Origin of the sequence: Litorimonas sp., from assembly GCA_029936425.1 — a bacterium.
Classification (GTDB): domain Bacteria; phylum Pseudomonadota; class Alphaproteobacteria; order Caulobacterales; family Maricaulaceae; genus Litorimonas.
Genome location: JAPYSU010000003.1, coordinates 1 through 16,053, shown reverse-complemented (window position 1 = coordinate 16,053; position 16,053 = coordinate 1). Strand labels below are relative to the sequence as shown.

At 50.5% G+C, this 16,053-nt stretch carries 14 protein-coding genes and 2 tRNA genes; 7 read left to right on the top strand and 9 right to left on the bottom strand.

Translation table 11 applies throughout. The features are described 5' to 3' along the window. Window positions 1-139: 139 nt before the first annotated feature. Both ACN0IC_RS03315 and ACN0IC_RS03310 read left to right on the top strand, forming a co-directional pair. Window positions 140-1,309: an isovaleryl-CoA dehydrogenase gene (locus ACN0IC_RS03315; protein ID WP_415811790.1), complete on the top strand. Its 1,170-nt coding sequence runs from the start codon at window positions 140-142 to the stop codon at window positions 1,307-1,309. Next, complete coding sequence (locus ACN0IC_RS03310; protein ID WP_416877342.1) at window positions 1,309-1,770, top strand: MaoC family dehydratase; 462 nt, start codon at window positions 1,309-1,311, stop codon at window positions 1,768-1,770. The genes ACN0IC_RS03315 and ACN0IC_RS03310 overlap by 1 nt, the downstream gene beginning before the upstream one ends. On the opposite strand, the gene ACN0IC_RS03305 is transcribed toward ACN0IC_RS03310, so the two are convergent. Continuing rightward, entirely contained in the window at window positions 1,767-3,131 is a 1,365-nt protein-coding gene (locus ACN0IC_RS03305; RefSeq protein WP_416877341.1) for an NAD-dependent succinate-semialdehyde dehydrogenase, read from the bottom strand. The two genes, ACN0IC_RS03310 and ACN0IC_RS03305, sit on opposite strands and share 4 nt — an antisense overlap. A gap of 759 nt (window positions 3,132-3,890) precedes the next feature. Between ACN0IC_RS03305 and nikR the strand changes: the two genes are divergently transcribed. Both nikR and ACN0IC_RS03295 read left to right on the top strand, forming a co-directional pair. Beyond that, window positions 3,891-4,364, top strand: coding sequence for a nickel-responsive transcriptional regulator NikR (gene nikR, locus ACN0IC_RS03300; RefSeq protein WP_416877340.1), 474 nt, complete (start codon window positions 3,891-3,893; stop codon window positions 4,362-4,364). 155 nt (window positions 4,365-4,519) lie between these two features. Continuing rightward, on the top strand, window positions 4,520-6,250 hold the full coding sequence (locus ACN0IC_RS03295; RefSeq protein ID WP_416877339.1) for a vanadium-dependent haloperoxidase: 1,731 nt from the start codon (window positions 4,520-4,522) through the stop codon (window positions 6,248-6,250). A 574-nt stretch (window positions 6,251-6,824) separates the two neighbouring features. Here ACN0IC_RS03295 and ACN0IC_RS03290 read toward each other — a convergent pair. Then, window positions 6,825-6,900, bottom strand: a tRNA-Val gene (locus ACN0IC_RS03290). Between the two features lie 87 nt (window positions 6,901-6,987). Here ACN0IC_RS03290 and ACN0IC_RS03285 point away from each other — a divergent pair. Both ACN0IC_RS03285 and ACN0IC_RS03280 read left to right on the top strand, forming a co-directional pair. Continuing rightward, a complete protein-coding gene (locus tag ACN0IC_RS03285) occupies window positions 6,988-7,344 on the top strand; it encodes an MmcQ/YjbR family DNA-binding protein (RefSeq protein WP_416877338.1) in 357 nt (118 codons plus the stop codon). 78 nt (window positions 7,345-7,422) lie between these two features. Then, window positions 7,423-7,499, top strand: a tRNA-Asp gene (locus ACN0IC_RS03280). Window positions 7,500-7,565: 66 nt separating this feature from the next. On the opposite strand, the gene ACN0IC_RS03275 is transcribed toward ACN0IC_RS03280, so the two are convergent. From ACN0IC_RS03275 to ACN0IC_RS03245, 7 genes are all read right to left on the bottom strand, one after another. Continuing rightward, complete coding sequence (locus ACN0IC_RS03275) at window positions 7,566-8,009, bottom strand: MarR family winged helix-turn-helix transcriptional regulator (RefSeq protein ID WP_416877337.1); 444 nt, start codon at window positions 8,007-8,009, stop codon at window positions 7,566-7,568. Beyond that, on the bottom strand, window positions 8,009-8,299 hold the full coding sequence (locus tag ACN0IC_RS03270) for a putative quinol monooxygenase (protein ID WP_416877336.1): 291 nt from the start codon (window positions 8,297-8,299) through the stop codon (window positions 8,009-8,011). Before ACN0IC_RS03270 ends, ACN0IC_RS03275 begins: the two co-directional genes overlap by 1 nt. A 338-nt stretch (window positions 8,300-8,637) precedes the next feature. Further along, window positions 8,638-9,099 carry a hypothetical protein gene (locus ACN0IC_RS03265; protein ID WP_416877335.1) on the bottom strand — a complete coding sequence of 154 codons (462 nt, stop codon included), beginning with the start codon at window positions 9,097-9,099 and terminating at the stop codon, window positions 8,638-8,640. A gap of 23 nt (window positions 9,100-9,122) precedes the next feature. Continuing rightward, on the bottom strand, window positions 9,123-9,503 hold the full coding sequence (locus ACN0IC_RS03260; protein ID WP_416877334.1) for a DUF6152 family protein: 381 nt from the start codon (window positions 9,501-9,503) through the stop codon (window positions 9,123-9,125). Window positions 9,504-9,738: 235 nt separating this feature from the next. After that, the gene (gene lon / locus ACN0IC_RS03255; protein WP_416877333.1) at window positions 9,739-12,147 is read right to left on the bottom strand and encodes an endopeptidase La; all 2,409 of its coding nucleotides are present in this window, start codon (window positions 12,145-12,147) and stop codon (window positions 9,739-9,741) included. 199 nt (window positions 12,148-12,346) lie between these two features. Further along, window positions 12,347-13,612 (bottom strand): ATP-dependent Clp protease ATP-binding subunit ClpX, encoded by a 1,266-nt coding sequence (gene clpX, locus ACN0IC_RS03250; RefSeq protein ID WP_416877332.1) that lies wholly within the window; start codon window positions 13,610-13,612, stop codon window positions 12,347-12,349. 236 nt (window positions 13,613-13,848) lie between these two features. Next, window positions 13,849-14,466 carry an ATP-dependent Clp protease proteolytic subunit gene (locus tag ACN0IC_RS03245; protein WP_415812029.1) on the bottom strand — a complete coding sequence of 206 codons (618 nt, stop codon included), beginning with the start codon at window positions 14,464-14,466 and terminating at the stop codon, window positions 13,849-13,851. Window positions 14,467-14,725: 259 nt separating this feature from the next. On the opposite strand from ACN0IC_RS03245, the gene ACN0IC_RS03240 reads away from it, so the two are divergent. Beyond that, a complete protein-coding gene (locus tag ACN0IC_RS03240; protein WP_416877331.1) occupies window positions 14,726-15,829 on the top strand; it encodes a histidine kinase dimerization/phosphoacceptor domain -containing protein in 1,104 nt (367 codons plus the stop codon). The last annotated feature ends 224 nt before the right edge of the window (window positions 15,830-16,053 follow it).

The window sequence follows — 16,053 nt, the reverse complement described above, 5'->3', positions numbered from 1 at the left end:
AGGACGGAGGGGGTGCAACGCGTCTGCGTTGCCCAACAAACCTTTGGCCTTAATCGTTTCGCCTACCCCCTCCGAGCCCTTCGGGCCCACCTCCCCCGCCCCGGCGGTGGAGGAAATTTTAAAGACGTGAGATTTTATTATGACAACCAATTATCCAACACTCCAATTCGGCCTCTCTGACGAAGCCAAGATGATCCGCGACAGCGTGCATCAATTTGCGCAAGCGGAAATCGCTCCCCGAGCCGCCGAAATCGATGAAACAAATAAATTCCCTCGGGATCTCTGGCCCAAAATGGGCGCGCTTGGCCTGCACGGCATCACCGTCGGCGAAGAAGATGGCGGAACCGGTCTCGGTTATCTGGAGCATACCATTGCCGTTGAGGAAATCAGCCGGGCCTCTGCCTCGGTCGGTCTGTCCTATGGCGCGCATTCTAATCTCTGCATCAACCAGATCCGCCGCTGGGCAAATGAAGAGCAAAAGGCCAAATTCCTGCCTAAACTTATTAGCGGCGAACATCTCGGCTCTCTCGCCATGAGCGAGCCGGGCGCAGGTTCTGACGTGGTTTCCATGAAGCTCAAGGCCGAAAAGCAACAAGGCGGCTATCTGCTTAACGGCAATAAAATGTGGATCACCAACGCGCCAACCGCGGACGCGCTTCTAGTCTATGCCAAAACGGATCCGAATGGCGGCTCCAAAGGCATAACCGCCTTTCTGATAACCCCGGATATGGAAGGCTTCTCGACAGCGCAGAAACTCGACAAGCTTGGCATGCGCGGTTCTGATACGTGCGAACTTGTCTTTGAAGACTGCTTCGTCTCCGAAGAAAACGTTGTCGGCAAAGTCGGCCAAGGCGCGGAAATTCTGATGAGCGGTCTGGACTATGAACGCGTTGTTCTGTCCGGTATCGGTGTCGGTATTATGCAGGCCGTGATGGATGTGGTCCTGCCTTATATCCACGAGCGTAAACAATTCGGCAAAGCCATTGGGGAATTCCAGCTCATGCAGGGCAAGCTCGCAGATATGTATGTCTCGCTCTCTACGGCCCGCGCTTATACCTATGCTGTGGCGGCCGCCTGTGACCGCGGAGAAACCACCCGTAAAGATGCGGCAGGTTGTGTGCTTTATGCCTCCGAACGCGCGACGCAAATCGCTCTGGAAGGCATTCAAATGCTAGGCGGTAACGGGTATATTAATGAATATCCGACGGGCCGGCTCTTACGCGATGCCAAGCTGATGGAAATTGGCGCAGGTACATCCGAAATCCGCCGCTGGCTCATTGGCCGCGAACTGTTCGGGGAAACAAAATAATGGCCGGCAAGTGGTTTGATGAGCTGGAAGTCGGTCAGGTCTTTCAGCACGCTATTCGCCGCACGGTGACGGAGACCGACAATATCCTCTTCACCTCCATGACGCATAATCCGGCGCAGCTTCATCTCGACGCGGATTATTGCGAAAAGCAAACCGAGTTCGGCAAACCTCTCATCAATAGCCTGTTCACGCTCGGCCTTGTTATTGGGATTTCCGTGCATGAAACGACAATGGGAACGGCGGTTGCCAATTTGGGCATGGACGATGTTAAATTTCCAAAGCCCCTCTTTGCCGGAGACACCATACATGTCGAAACGGAAATAATGGGCTTGCGCGAATCTAAATCTCGCCCGACCCAGGGCATCGTGACGTTTGAGCACCGCGCCTATAACCAAAAGGACGAACTCGTCTGTTCGCTGCAGCGCTCCGGCCTTCAGCATAAAAAACCCAAATCAGACTAGGCGATACTGACCGTTTTAACGTTGCAGAAGGCGCGAATGCCTTCTGCGGCTAATTCCCGCCCATAGCCAGAGCGTTTGATCCCGCCAAAAGGAAGACGCGGATCGGACGCGGTCATGGAATTGATAAACGTCGCTCCGGCTTCGATACGGCGAATCGCCTCTTCCTGCTCGGCCTTATCTGTAGTCCAAACCGATGAGCCCAATCCAAAGGGCGAGGCATTGGCGATTTTTATCGCCTTGTCCAAACTTTCCACCTTGAACAGCAACATGACGGGACCAAATATTTCTTCGTGATAGGCGTCAGAGCTTTCGGGAATATTTTCAATGATGCCCGGCTTGAAATAATATCCATCACCGTCCATCGGCTCGGCTCCGGTGACGCGCTTCGCTCCGTCTTTCAGCGCATTGTCAACCTGCTTTGAGATTGTATCGCGGCCGTCTTTATTGACCAGCGGCCCAATATCGGTCTCGTCTTTCATCGGGTCGCCAATTTTCAGCGCTTCGAACGCTTCGACAAAACGGGACTTCACATCGTCATAGATATCCGCGTGAACAAAGAATCGTTTCGCTGCGATGCAGCTCTGTCCATTATTCTGGGTACGGGCCGTCGTGCCGACCTTCACAGCCTCTTCCAGATCCGCGCTCGGCATGATGATGAAAGGATCAGATCCGCCAAGTTCCAAGACGGTCGGCTTGATTTCTTCTCCGCAGATAGACGCGACAGACGCGCCCGCCGGCTCGGACCCCGTCAAGGTCGCCGCCCTCACCCGATCATCCCGCAGGATGCGTTCTACCTTTGAGCCGCCGATAAGGAGAGCTGTAAAGGCCCCGTCCGGAAACCCGGCGCGATTGAAGACATCTTCTATCGCCAGAGCGCATTGCGGCACATTGGACGCATGTTTCAAGAGCCCTGTATTACCCGCCATAAGCGCCGGAGCGGCGAAACGCATGACTTGCCAGAACGGATAATTCCACGGCATTACGGCCAGGACAGGGCCAAGCGGCAGATATTTCCGGTAAGATTTGGACGCGCCGCTTTCTATCATTTCATCGGCCAGATAGTCCTCCGCCGTTTCGGCGTAATGCCGGCAGACCCAGGCGCATTTCTTGGCCTCGGCCTTCGCCCCCTTGAAAGTCTTGCCCATCTCCAATGTCATGATTTCGCCAAGCCGATCGGCCTCGTCTTCCAGGATATCTGCGGCTTTAAGCATGGCTTCGGCCCGCCTCTCGAATGACCAGTCCCGCAAAATTTCATGCGCCGAGAGCGAGTTTTCGATATCGTGATCGACCTGCGCGTCGCTGTAAGCCTCAAAAGTCTTTATGACTTTACCTGTCGCTGGATTTTGGGTCTGGATAGCCATGCTTTGCCTCACTTAATTGAATCGCGCTAAGTTTCGTCAGTTAGCTTACGTCAGGAAGCTAAGTTTGTTGCAAAGTAGGTTCGCTTGTCGAGGGACAGAAAATGCACAGGTCTCAAACAAAGCTGACCGGATAAATGGGGCCCCTTCCCTCGGCGCTCCCGCAGCCAGTCCCCTCATCATCGAAAATATCCTCAAATGCGCTAAAACAGAGTTGGGCCTAAATAGCGGCCTCAAAAGCGCAAAGAGGCAAATTTCATCTTCAGGGCGGGAGTTAGTTTCATTTTTTGCCGATTTTCTGCAAAATTGTTGAAACTATTTGCTCGGATACGCTTTTATTACAGGAATAAGACAGTTTTATTACAAAGGAAACTCACATTCTGTTTGCGTAAGCGACATATTTATGATAGTTTTATGACAACATGATAACAGATTTATTACATATCCCTCTGGCAAAAACCTCAAAACCGCGCAGGTTCAAGACGGCTGATGAGCTTTCATATATTGAACTTATGGGCATGGGCGCTGTCGCGATATTGATTTCCAGCTCGGCTGCCATCTTTTTAGGCGTCGCTTAGTTACGCCTTCCTGCTGAGAGTAAAGTCATTGCTTAGCCCAGCCTCATCATGGCTGCTTAAGACTGCTTAACCCGCAAATCTCCCTTCTCTAATGTTTATCTCTCCGACGGGGCGTTGCACCCAGGTGGGAAATTGACCCTACGCACAGACGGGCGCATAAGGGGGCGTTAAATAAAGGCCTGCTATGCAAAGAATTACGATTTCCATTGATGATAAACTCGCAGAGACATTTGATGAAATGATTCAGGCCCGCGCCTATCGTAGCCGCTCGGAAGCCCTGCGAGACATTGTCCGCAACACCATCGAGCACTGGCGGAGAGATGATAAAGCCGTCGATTTCTGCGTCGCAAGTTTGTCTTATGTCTATGACAAACGCATTCGTTCTCTTGCTGAAAAGCTCTCCACCCTACAACACGAACATCACGACCTCGTCGCTTCCTCCACAACCGTCAGGCTCGACCATTATCACAGTATGGAAACAATCATGATGAAAGGGCGGGCCGAAGATGTCAGGCATTTCGCCGACACCGTACAAGCCCAGCGAGGACTCCAGTTTGCCAAGCTGAACATGGTCGCCGTTGAACCGAGCGACGAACATGACGATCCGGACAGTCACGAGCACGATGAACACCGCCACATGTCGCCTATTTTGGCATAGTTACCCCAAAGCGAATTTCCTTTACCGCGACGGCTCAACTGAACTCGTTTTGTTAATGCACGGTATGTTTGTCCTAAAGTTTTATAAAATTTAGCCAAATTACTATCTTGAAAAATTAAATTTTCTTGCTAATCCCGTTTTTGAGCGGGGGCGTTATGACAAGATTGTCTAAGAATCATCACCAGAAAATCTGTAAAAACAACGGACAGCAAAGACGGCCGTCTCGACGTCATTTCTTGCAAGGCGCAGCGGCATTATCCTCCCTGAAACTCTCCGGGTGCGGATCTTCTGAGGCCTCAATCGCTTCGCTTTTGCCTGCAGGCGAAACTCCGCCCTCACCCGAACCCGGAAGCGGCGTACACCCGATCTTTGGAGCTGATAGCATGACCCGACAAAACGAAGCCTTGAATATTCGCAATGAGGCCGCGACTTTTCAGTCGGGCGTCAAATATGGCACTCAAGAAACGAATGGCGATGAAGGATTATATGCCGATTACAGAGGAAGTTATTCAAAAGGCTTGCCGCATAATAATCTCGGCGAAGTCGACAGAAATGCCTATGAGTCGTTTCTGCAAGCTTTAGATAGCGGCGAGAATGATCGTTTCGAAGCCATCCCACTTGGCGGCACCCGGAAACTTGCCAATCCGCAGGCGGCTTTCCGGTTCGAGCTTGTGGGCCTTGATTCGCATAAGACCTATATGAGACCCGCGCCAAGCTTTGCCGGATTGGAAACTGCCGCAGAGATGGGAGAACTTTATTGGAAATCCCTCTGCCGAGACGTGCCATTTGCTGAATATGAAACCAGCAGTCTTATCCAGGCCGCAATTACAGATCTCAATGCGTTTTCTGAAACGGTGGGGCCAAAACAGGGATCTTCGGTAAATGTCGAAACAATCTTCAGAGGCGAAACGCCCGGAGACCTTGTCGGCCCCTATATCTCGCAGTTTTTATGGCAAGACGTTCCATACGGAAATACAACTATTGTCCAAACCTATGACACACCGGCGGTAGGTAATGATTTTGCAACAAGCGAATCGGCCTGGCTGAGCATTCAACGCGGCGGCGCATCGGCCCCGTTAAACAAAGGCTTTCGCAGATATATTAACGATGCCAGAGGTTTGGGCGAATTTGTCCATATCGACTATTCATACCAATCTTACTTGAACGCAGCGCTCATCCTGCTCGGCATTCCGGGAAGTTTTGATATTGGGAATCTTTACAACACGTCCACTACCCAAGGGGCTTTTGCCACTCTTGGCGGTCCGGATGTCCTGGATCTCGTTGCGAAAGCGGGTAATCTCGCTCTCTCCGGGGCGTGGTATCAGAAATGGCTCGTTCATCGCCGCCTTCGTCCGGAAGCCTATGGCGGGCGCCTGCATTTCCAAAAAACCATGCAAAAGTCTTACGACCTGCCGTCAGAAATTTTGGAGTCAGAGGGTGTGGGACGCGTATTTGCCAATACAGGCACATACCTCTTGCCTCAGGCCTTTCCCGAAGGCTCCCCAACCCATCCTTCCTACCCGGCGGGACATGCGACGATTGCGGGAGCTTGCACAACGATTCTGAAAGCATTCTTTGAAGAAAGTCTGGAGTTTCCTAACCCGGTCATTTGCAGCAATGACGGATCACAATTACGGCCCTATACAGGCCCCGCACTCACGCTGGGCGGAGAGATTAACAAGCTCGCCAATAATATTGCCCTGGGTCGTGATTGGGCCGGGGTTCATTACCGCTCTGACGGCGTTGACGGCTTGCAGGTCGGAGAACAACAGGCGATCGGTTTATTGCAGGATTACACAAGAACCTATCGCGAAACCTTTGATGGGTTCACCTTGACCAAATTTGACGGGACAACCGTCAATATCAATAATGGTCTCACAACCTGAAAAATAGTCGACAGAGTCTGTCCAAAGCCAACGCGGGTAAATTGTCCAAAGGAAAAATTATGGTGCGACTATCTTGGTGGATAGATACGAAAGTCGTGAAGCCACGACCCAAAAACAATCAGAATTATTCCTAAGAGTAAGACCAGAATAATTTTAGTCCTCTTGTGATAAATTGGAAACACATTCTTTTCCAAACAGACACCAAATCCGAACCAAAGCCCAAAAAAACTAAGACTAATAATTCCTTTGATTAACCCTTCGCCGTACGCCTCTAAATTGAAAATCTCGACGAGTTGGTAAAAACTCCAAGTTAAGGCAAAGACAATAGCAAACCCCGTGATCACATACAGCACGCCTATTACAAAGGTTTTTAGACCAGAGTATGAAGTGTCTCTCATATCCGTAAATAACCAGTCCCCTCCAAAACGCAACCTACGCTTGGAAAAACATATTTGCTGCCTGTGTCAAAGCTAAACTTACCGGACAATTTGGGCTGACAGTCGGACATGAGCCGTTTTGAAGTCGGACACGTTTATTCAGAGAAACGCTAAAGCGTTGTTTTTATAAAGGAAAATGGTGGGCGGTAACGGGTTCGAACCGCTGACCCTCTCGGTGTAAACGAGATGCTCTACCAGCTGAGCTAACCGCCCTCTTCAGGAGCGGCTAGATAGGCCAATCTATAGGGTGACCGCAAGGGAAGACTTCACATTTATACAAAAAATTCTTAGATTCGAATCATGGCCTTGTTTGACGCGATATCCGACTTCGCCCTGTCCCTGCCCGGCGCCTATATGACGGAACAATGGATGGGCTCACATGTGTTCAAAATATCGGATGACAAAATGTTTTGCGTCCTTCGGCCCGGCAAACCGAACATGCTTATCAAGCTCGGCAGTCTAGAGAGTCGGGAGCTTTTGATCGAAGCCGGCGTAGCCGAGATTCATACGCATATGAAACGCGGAAGCTGGGCGGATTTACTGACAGACAGACTGGAAAAAGACGACATTCTTGCCCGTGTGGAAGAGAGTTATGCCCTAGTTCGCTTTGGGCTGACAAAAGCCCGACAGGCCGCCCTACCGCCCTATCCCGAATAAAGCGAAAATAACTGCAAAACACATAAAACAAGCGTTGACGCATTCGGTCTCGATAGCTAAAGCCCCTCTCACATCTTAGCGGGTGTAGCTCAGTTGGTTAGAGCGCCGGCCTGTCACGCCGGAGGCCGCGGGTTCGAGTCCCGTCACTCGCGCCATTTCCCCGGAAATGGAAGATAAAAATAGCCCGGCCCATGGCCGGGTTTTTTGTTTTTCGGTAATCTTTATTCGTCCTGAGACCCCATAAACTGAGTTATCAGAGCAAAATACTCCGGCAACACCGTTTCGAGTTTAACCACCCCCTTTTTCGTCAAAGCCACAAACTTGGAGCGTTTATCTTCGCTGTCCTGCGCAACTGTAATTAGATCATCAGAAACGAGCGCTTTAATCGTGCGTGTCATGACCGGCTTTGAGACATCGACTCGGGCACCTATTTCCCCAAGGCTTAAACTTGTTCTACCTGGTTCCCGGTCAATGACCATAAGGATTAAGAACCGAAGCAGAGAGAGGTCATAGGATTTGAAATAGGCGTCCAATTCCCGAATTAACAGGCTTGCCTTACGCATCATCAAAAGAGCGTCTTCAACTAAATCCACATCCATTTCCGGATAAAGTGCTCCGTAATGCTCCGTCATTTGACGTGTCGGCAGCTTTTTCAGGAAAAACATTAGGCAAGTCGGTGCATTTTGGTAATGACCACCGGCTGACTTAGCCATTGGTCATAATTTTTGAAAACGGCCTTTGTGTACTCTTTCGCATAATGTGCGTCCAAAGCGGCTTGATCCGACCATTGTTCAGACAAATAGAGATGCTTTCCCTCCTCCCCCTTTAAAAGGGAAAAGGCATGACACCCCGCCTCTTCCCGTGTTGGATTTACAATATCCATAATGGCTTTCTCTGCTTTAGCAAAATACTCTGGTTTTGGCCTTATTTCAGCAATTACAAATAAATGGCTCATAGTCTGACTCCATATAGTTATCATGATAACTTAATAGATCGTATCAAATTTGTCAAAATAGCGGGTAATAAAAAACCCCACCTCTAGGGGCGGGGTCAAAGAGGGACCGGTCGTCTGCGTGCCCATCAAAGTACAGGCGAGCGCCGCCTTATTGCTCACGTTTTATTCTAATGTTGGTTTAGTTTTTGGGGCATACTCAATGACCGCTTTAGGACGCTTGGTATAATCAATCGCAATAAGGATGGCGATTCAGGACGAAACTGAGCAAGGCGTTCAAACATGCGGAAAGTTCATGGCGACTGCGGGGTAGAGCTTGTTCAGCAGGAACAGGCGATAAATTAGGCCATGAACGCGATCAGTCGACCGCAAATAAGCGCGCCTGCCCAACAGAAAATCGAGACGACACCCGTGACCATCTGTTGTCGTCTATTATCATTGTGCAGGCTCCCTCTCGCATGCGCCAGAAGCGCCGTCAGAAACCCGAGACAAATTAAAGCCAGTTTTATACGAAATACGCCCAGTGCAGCGTATTCATTGGGACGGACAGAAAACAATAAAATACCAGTAATTACCGCAAGGGCGAGCCCGAAAGCGGCAATTCGCGGTAGAGCATAACTGAACGGGGCGATAGGAACTTTCCGCCAGAGTCCCAGGAGCCGTAGGTCGAGTGTAAGAATACTTCCGAAAAGAATGGAAATGCCGAATATATGAGCTGTGTTAACGGCCGCAAACCCCCATCGGGAATTGCGTAAGTAAGTCGCGATATCGGTTTGCGCGAGCCATTCCAGAATGGGTTCCATGACAGAACGAAACGGCCGCCTTGTTAATCCCTATCTGGATAAAGCTCGTATTCGCGATCATTAATATAGACTCTTTCGGCTTTGAGAAGGCGATCACTCTCGTCGGATGACGGCTCCCCAATGAACCGGATTTCCTTTCCTGGAGCATAATCCTCATCGGTCAGCCCCGCCCGCTCATTACGCCAGGGTTGGCCCACCTCTACCGTCCAGATTTCGCCATTAACCTCCACCTTCAAAATCCCATGCGGATTACCAAGTTTTGATTCCGTAATGGTCCCGGTGAGTTCAATATTGCCGCCAGTGCTCCAGGCCCATCCATGATGCGCAAAAGCCGAGAGCGGAAGAGAGCTCACGAGAACGGCAAACAATCCAATTATCATGGCTTTGGAAAATAAATTTTTCATACTGTCCTCCTGACGCTGTGTTCTCTGAGATTGTCGCCTTAGTCTTAATTATCATTATCACAGTTATAGATTGTTGATTATACGTCTTTAACCCCTTTGCGTTCCGATGCCTCTCAAACCGCTCTCTCCGAATGTAATCCCATACCTAGCTTCCTACTAAGATGAGAAATTCACTCAACGAGGGAGCAAAAAAAAGCCCGCCTAAAGGCGGGCTAGGGCGTAGCGTCCAAAGAGATTAGTGGGTGGCCCCGCCGCCTAAAGCGGGATCGGTAGCCTGCGTGCCCATGATAATCCCGGCGAGCGCCGCCTTATCGCTGGCCGTCCATTCAATCTTGGTCGGCTCACGCGTCAGGGCATGTTCGAGGACTTCGTCCACCAGGCTGACAGGAATAATTTCCAAGGCAGATTTTACTGACTCCGGAATGTCGGCCAGGTCCTTTTCATTTTCCTGCGGGATGAGGACGGTTTTGATACCGCCGCGCAATGCCGCCAGGAGCTTTTCTTTCAAGCCGCCAATCGGCAGAACGCGGCCGCGAAGGGTCACCTCGCCTGTCATGGCAATATCACTGCGCACAGGAATTTGCGTCAGAACGCTCACCATGGCGGTCACCATGCCGATACCGGCTGACGGGCCGTCCTTGGGCGTGGCCGCTTCGGGCACGTGGACGTGGATATCCGTGCTGCGGAAGACGCGCGGGCTGATGCCCAGTTCGGGCGCCCTCGCCTGCACATAGGAATTGGCCGCCGAGATGGATTCTTTCATCACGTCTTTCAAATTCCCCGTGATTTTGACGCCGCCTTTACCCGGCATGGACAAGGCCTCGATTGTGAGAATATCGCCGCCCGTTTCCGTCCAGGCCAGTCCTGTGACCGTTCCGACCTGATCGGTTTCATCGGCGCGGCCATAACGGAATTTCTTCACGCCGAGTAGATCGCCGATATTGTCTGACGTCACATCGACAGAAGTTGCTTCCTTGGAAACGATCTTTTTCAATGTTTTCCGCGCCAGTCTGGCAACTTCCCGCTTGAGGCTTCGCACGCCCGCCTCGCGCGTATAATAACGCACGATAGAGCGCAGAGCATCTTCGGAAACAGAGAACTCATCCTCTTTCAGGCCGTGCTCTTTGATCTGTTCCGGCAGCAAATGGCGCTTGGCAATTTCGATTTTCTCGTCCTCGGTATAGCCCGGGATACGGATGATTTCCATACGGTCGAGAAGCGGTTGCGGCATATTTAGACTATTGGCCGTCGTGATAAACATTGTATCCGACAGGTTATAATCCACGTCCAGATAGTGGTCGTTGAACGTATCGTTTTGCTCCGGATCTAGCACTTCAAGAAGCGCAGAAGACGGATCGCCGCGATGATCCATTCCCATTTTGTCTACTTCATCAAACAAGAATAATGGATTGATATATTTTGCTTTTTTCATTGACTGAATAATGCGTCCCGGCATGGAGCCGATATAAGTCCGGCGGTGACCGCGAATTTCGCTCTCATCCCGAACGCCGCCTAGCGCGACCCGCACAAACTCACGCCCCGTTGCGCGGGCAACGGATTTACCGAGAGAGGTCTTGCCCACACCTGGCGGGCCGACAAGACAAAGGATCGGACCCTTAACCTTTTTCGTGCGGCTCTGCACGGCGAGATATTCAATGATGCGTTCTTTGACTTTCTCGAGACCATAATGATCCGCGTCGAGGATTTCTTGTGCCTTGTCGAGATCGCGCTGAATGCGTTTTTTCTTGCCCCACGGCACAGACAGCATCCAGTCAATATAGTTGCGGGAGACATTTGCCTCGGCGCTCATCGGGCTCATCTGTTTGAGCTTTTTGATCTCGGCCGTGACTTTTTCCAGAGCCTCTTTAGAGAGCTTGGTCTTCTCGATTTTTTCCTGAAGCTCGGCCATTTCATTCGGCGAATCGCCATCGCCCAGCTCGGACTGGATCGCTTTCATCTGCTCGTTCAGATAATATTCGCGCTGGGTCTTTTCCATCTGGCGCTTCACGCGTCCGCGGATTTTCTTTTCGACTTTCAACACGCTGGCTTCGGCGTCGATAAGATCCAGAATCGCTTTCAGCCGCGCCGTGACTTTCGGCTCCGCGAGAAGGTCCTGCTTGTGCTTGATCTCAGCGCTGAGATGCACGGCAATGATATCCGAAAGCTTCGCCGGATCTTTCGTCTCTGTCACAGAGCCGACCACCTCCTCGGCAATTTTCGTATTGAGCTTGCCGTAGATATCAAACTTTTCGCGCACTTCTTTGGCTAAGGCTTTTGCCTTGCTCGCACTGTCCATTTCGGTTTCGACAATCTCGGCATAGGCTTCGAGATAGTCCTTACTGTCTGTGAAAGCGTCCACAGTCGCCCGCTCTTGTCCTTCGACCAGAACGCGCACGGTCCCGTCAGGGAGCTTGAGAAGCTGCAGGATTTTCGCAATACAGCCGCGGTCAAAAACATCGTCTTTTGACGGATCATCGTCCTCGGAGTCTTTCTGTGTCAAAAGCAGAATACGCTTTTCCTGACGCATAACCTCTTCCAGCGCATTAATGGATTTTTCGCGCCCGACAAAGAGCGGCACAACCATATGCGGGAACACGACGATGTCGCGAAGCGGCAGAACGGGTAAAAGATGAGTATCAGTCATAATAGTCCTTCAAGCGGCGCGTCTTTGTGCGCCTTGTCTTTCACACAAGATGGGGCGTGGCTTAGGGCCATGCAAGGCCGGAGCGCTTATTTGACTGCGCTTGGCTGTCATCACCCTCACCTGTGTCGCCCACAAAAAAACCGCTCGAAAAGAGCGGTTTTCAGTCATCTTACTGATCTTCCGACCCCGCTCTCATGGCTCAGGACGCCTGCTCTTGAGCCGTCTCTTCTTCGGAGTGAACGATAAGCGGCTGCGCCGTCCCGTTGACCACTTCGCCGTTAATGACGACCTCTGCTACGCCTTCATAGGACGGCAAATCATACATCGTATCGAGCAGAATACCTTCCATGATGGAACGCAGTCCCCGCGCGCCGGTCTTCCGGGCCAAGGCTTTTTTCGCAATCGCTTTGAGCGCGTCCTCAGAGAAGGTCAGCTTGACTTTCTCCATATCGAACAGCGTTTCATATTGTTTGACCAGAGCGTTACGCGGCTGCGTCAAAATCGTGATCAGCGCATCTTCATCCAGATCCGTAAGCGTCGCAATCACCGGAAGGCGGCCCACAAATTCAGGAATCAGGCCAAATCGCGTGAGATCGTCCGGCTCGACGCCCTGGAGAATATCGCCGATACGCCGTTCATCCATTTCCTTGACCTCTCCGCCAAAGCCGATGGATTTCTTGTCGCCACGATTGCTAATAACCTTATCAAGTCCGGCAAAGGCGCCGCCCACGACAAACAGGATATTCGTTGTATCAACCTGCAAAAATTCCTGTTGCGGATGTTTGCGCCCGCCTTGTGGAGGCACAGAAGCCACTGTCCCTTCCATAATTTTGAGCAAAGCCTGCTGGACGCCCTCACCCGACACGTCGCGGGTAATGGAGGGGTTGTCGGACTTGCGAGAAATCTTGTCGACCTCATCGATATAGACAATGCCGCGCTGGGCGCGCTCAACATTGTAATCAGAGGCCTGAAGCAGTTTCAGAATAATGTTTTCAACATCTTCACCGACATAACCGGCTTCGGTCAGAGTGGTCGCATCCGCCATAGTGAACGGCACATCGAGGATGCGCGCCAGAGTCTGCGCAAGCAGAGTTTTACCGCAGCCTGTCGGCCCGACCAGAAGAATATTTGATTTGGCCAGTTCAACTTCCGGATTGGAGGTCGCGTGATTTAAGCGTTTATAATGGTTATGAACGGCTACAGAGAGCACACGCTTGGCATATTCCTGTCCGATAACGTAATCATCAAGTGTTTCGCAAATCTCTTTCGGTGTCGGGACGCCTTCAGACGTTTTGGCAATAGAGCCCTTGCCCTCTTCCTTGATAATATCCATGCAAAGTTCGACGCATTCGTCGCATATGAACACGGTCGGCCCGGCAATTAGCTTTCTGACCTCATGCTGGCTTTTGCCGCAGAAGGAACAGTAAAGCGTGTTTTTTGATTCGCCGCTTGTGTTTTTGCTCATAACCGTACTCGTTCATATCGGGGTGTCTTGTTTCGAAACCCCTGCAAAATCAGTGCCTCATTGACATTGAACTGTCACATTAAGGCTCTTTCCTTAATCGCGCCTTACATTTCGCACGATTTTTTCATTGGACACGTCAAACCTAGAGGTTTCAAGTCAAAAGAAAAGGCCGAGATATAAATATCCCAGCCTTTATACAGTCAAATTTTCAGACGGTAGGGTCTTGAAAACCGCTCTTATTTCTCTCCGCGAGAGGTATAAACGTGGTCAACAATGCCGAAGTCCTTGGCTTCATCAGCCGTCATGAAATGGTCACGGTCGAGCGTTTTCTCGATCAGCGCGTATTTTTTGCCCGTATGTTTGACGTAGATTTCGTTCAGGCGCTTTTTCATTGCCAGAATATCCTGGGCGTGACGTTCAATGTCAGACGCCTGACCCCGGAACCCGCCGGACGGTTGATGCACCATAACCCGTGCATTCGGCAAAGCGATTCGCATATCCGGCTCACCGGCCGCCAAGAGCAGAGAGCCCATAGAACAGGCCTGCCCCATACAGACGGTTGAAACAGGGGATTTGATATATTGCATGGTATCGTAAATCGCCATTCCGGCCGTCACAACGCCGCCCGGTGAGTTGATATACATGGAGATCTCTTTTTTCGGATTCTCACTTTCGAGAAACAAAAGCTGCGCCGTGATGGAGCCCGCCATATTGTCTTCGACAGGGCCGGAAAGAAAGATGATGCGGTCACGCAAAAGGCGCGAGTAGATATCGAAAGCCCGCTCCCCGCGACTGGATTGTTCGACAACGGTCGGAATAAGGTAGTTAGTGGCTTGTTCAACGGGATCAAACATAGGATTTCCTGATTAGTGAGTCTGTTTCAAAGAACAGACTGGGACATAAATATGACTATTATATTGATACGCTAGAACGCCTAATCAAGGGGGTCAATGCGCGGATGTGCCCGCAATTTCCTTGGCTGGTGTATTAATTTTCCATCGGAACGATTCGCTGGGTCAAACAAAGTATAAAGATTTCTAGATTGTCGATAGATTCGGAATCAGTTTCCGAAAGTACTGGTGACGTGCCTTCTGTTAAGTTATCAAACTTATCATGAAAGCTTCCTTCCACCCGCGCCAAGCCGAGCGCTTAGCCGCGCTGCACAGTTACAATATTCTCGATACGCCGCGAGAAGACGATTTTGATGATATTGTTGAATTGGCAGCCAAAATATGCGGCACGCCAATATCCGTCGTAAACCTAATCGATGCTGACAGACAGTGGTTTAAAGCAGAAGTCGGACTCGGCACTCGGCAAACACCGCTTGAGACGTCAATATGCTCTCATGTTATTCTTGAAGAAGACTTCACCCTGATCGAAGACACGCATATTGATCACCGAACAGCGGATAACGAATTATGTATTCCCAATGATGGACTGCGATTTTACGCAGGCGCGCTCATCAAATCGGAAAACGGTTTGCCAATCGGAACGCTCTGTGTACTCGACAACAAGCCAAGAACTTTGGACGCCGATCAACAACAAGCGTTAAAAGTTTTGGCCCGGCGCGTGACGCGAGAATTGGATCTTAGACACGCTCTGCAAACTCAAAACATATTACGTGACGAGATGGACCACCGGGTCAAAAACAGCCTCTCTTCTATTGCCGGGGCAATTGGATTATACAAATCAGAAGCTCGAAAAATAGGCGATTCGGATGCTGCATTTGATGCTTTACGGCGTCAACTTGACGCCGTTGCGGCGGTTCACAGGTCTATCTACTTGTCCAAAGAAGAGAGCGGGGTCGAGCTGCAAGACTATATTCCGATGTTAGCAAGTCACCTTGAGGTTTCACTACCGTCTTCTGTTTCAGTGAACGCAAGCGCCCCCGCCTGCTCTGTCTCGCCAAAGGTCGCCAGCACAATCGGACTGATTGCAAACGAGTTTGCAGCGAATACCGTTAAGCATGGCAACATTTCTGGTAACGATGCCCAAATAAACTTCTGTCTTTCTGTAAATGGAAAAGAGCTAACTCTGATATGCAAAAACAATGTCGCCGAACAAAATGATGTAATGCACATCTCCGAGACGTCTAAGTCATCCCAAGGCATCGGCGCTCGCCTGATAAGGGCTTCTGTTGCGCAATTTGGTGGGAATATTGTTCAAAATGAAAGCGCGAATGGCTTCGAACTTATCGCAACCCTTTTCCTCCCCTAAAGAACTTAACGCAAAATTCTCAGATTGACTGAACATATTTAGTTTAGTTATTTAATCGAATTTTCAATTTCATCCCAGTTTATCAATTTTATGAGTGTAACTCTTTCAATGTCTTGTCCCTAATCCCAAGAGAAAGATCCTCGCCGTCATATGTTGCGCTATACTGCCCTATGTTCCGGACACACGGACAGGCGTGCTAGCGTGGCGTGTTGGTGTTACGGACG

Excerpts from the sequence above, each read along its gene's own strand:
- lon (WP_416877333.1), bottom strand. The coding sequence starts at position 12,147 with ATGACTGATACTCATCTTTTACCCGTTCTGCCGCTTCGCGACATCGTC.
- ACN0IC_RS03275 (WP_416877337.1), bottom strand. The coding sequence starts at position 8,009 with ATGTTTTTCCTGAAAAAGCTGCCGACACGTCAAATGACGGAGCATTAC.
- ACN0IC_RS03285 (WP_416877338.1), top strand. The coding sequence starts at position 6,988 with ATGGCCTTGTTTGACGCGATATCCGACTTCGCCCTGTCCCTGCCCGGC.
- ACN0IC_RS03310 (WP_416877342.1), top strand. The coding sequence starts at position 1,309 with ATGGCCGGCAAGTGGTTTGATGAGCTGGAAGTCGGTCAGGTCTTTCAG.
- ACN0IC_RS03305 (WP_416877341.1), bottom strand. The coding sequence starts at position 3,131 with ATGGCTATCCAGACCCAAAATCCAGCGACAGGTAAAGTCATAAAGACT.
- ACN0IC_RS03260 (WP_416877334.1), bottom strand. The coding sequence starts at position 9,503 with ATGAAAAATTTATTTTCCAAAGCCATGATAATTGGATTGTTTGCCGTT.
- ACN0IC_RS03240 (WP_416877331.1), top strand. The coding sequence starts at position 14,726 with ATGAAAGCTTCCTTCCACCCGCGCCAAGCCGAGCGCTTAGCCGCGCTG.
- nikR (WP_416877340.1), top strand. The coding sequence starts at position 3,891 with ATGCAAAGAATTACGATTTCCATTGATGATAAACTCGCAGAGACATTT.
- ACN0IC_RS03265 (WP_416877335.1), bottom strand. The coding sequence starts at position 9,099 with ATGGAACCCATTCTGGAATGGCTCGCGCAAACCGATATCGCGACTTAC.
- ACN0IC_RS03315 (WP_415811790.1), top strand. The coding sequence starts at position 140 with ATGACAACCAATTATCCAACACTCCAATTCGGCCTCTCTGACGAAGCC.
- ACN0IC_RS03245 (WP_415812029.1), bottom strand. The coding sequence starts at position 14,466 with ATGTTTGATCCCGTTGAACAAGCCACTAACTACCTTATTCCGACCGTT.
- ACN0IC_RS03270 (WP_416877336.1), bottom strand. The coding sequence starts at position 8,299 with ATGAGCCATTTATTTGTAATTGCTGAAATAAGGCCAAAACCAGAGTAT.
- clpX (WP_416877332.1), bottom strand. The coding sequence starts at position 13,612 with ATGAGCAAAAACACAAGCGGCGAATCAAAAAACACGCTTTACTGTTCC.
- ACN0IC_RS03295 (WP_416877339.1), top strand. The coding sequence starts at position 4,520 with ATGACAAGATTGTCTAAGAATCATCACCAGAAAATCTGTAAAAACAAC.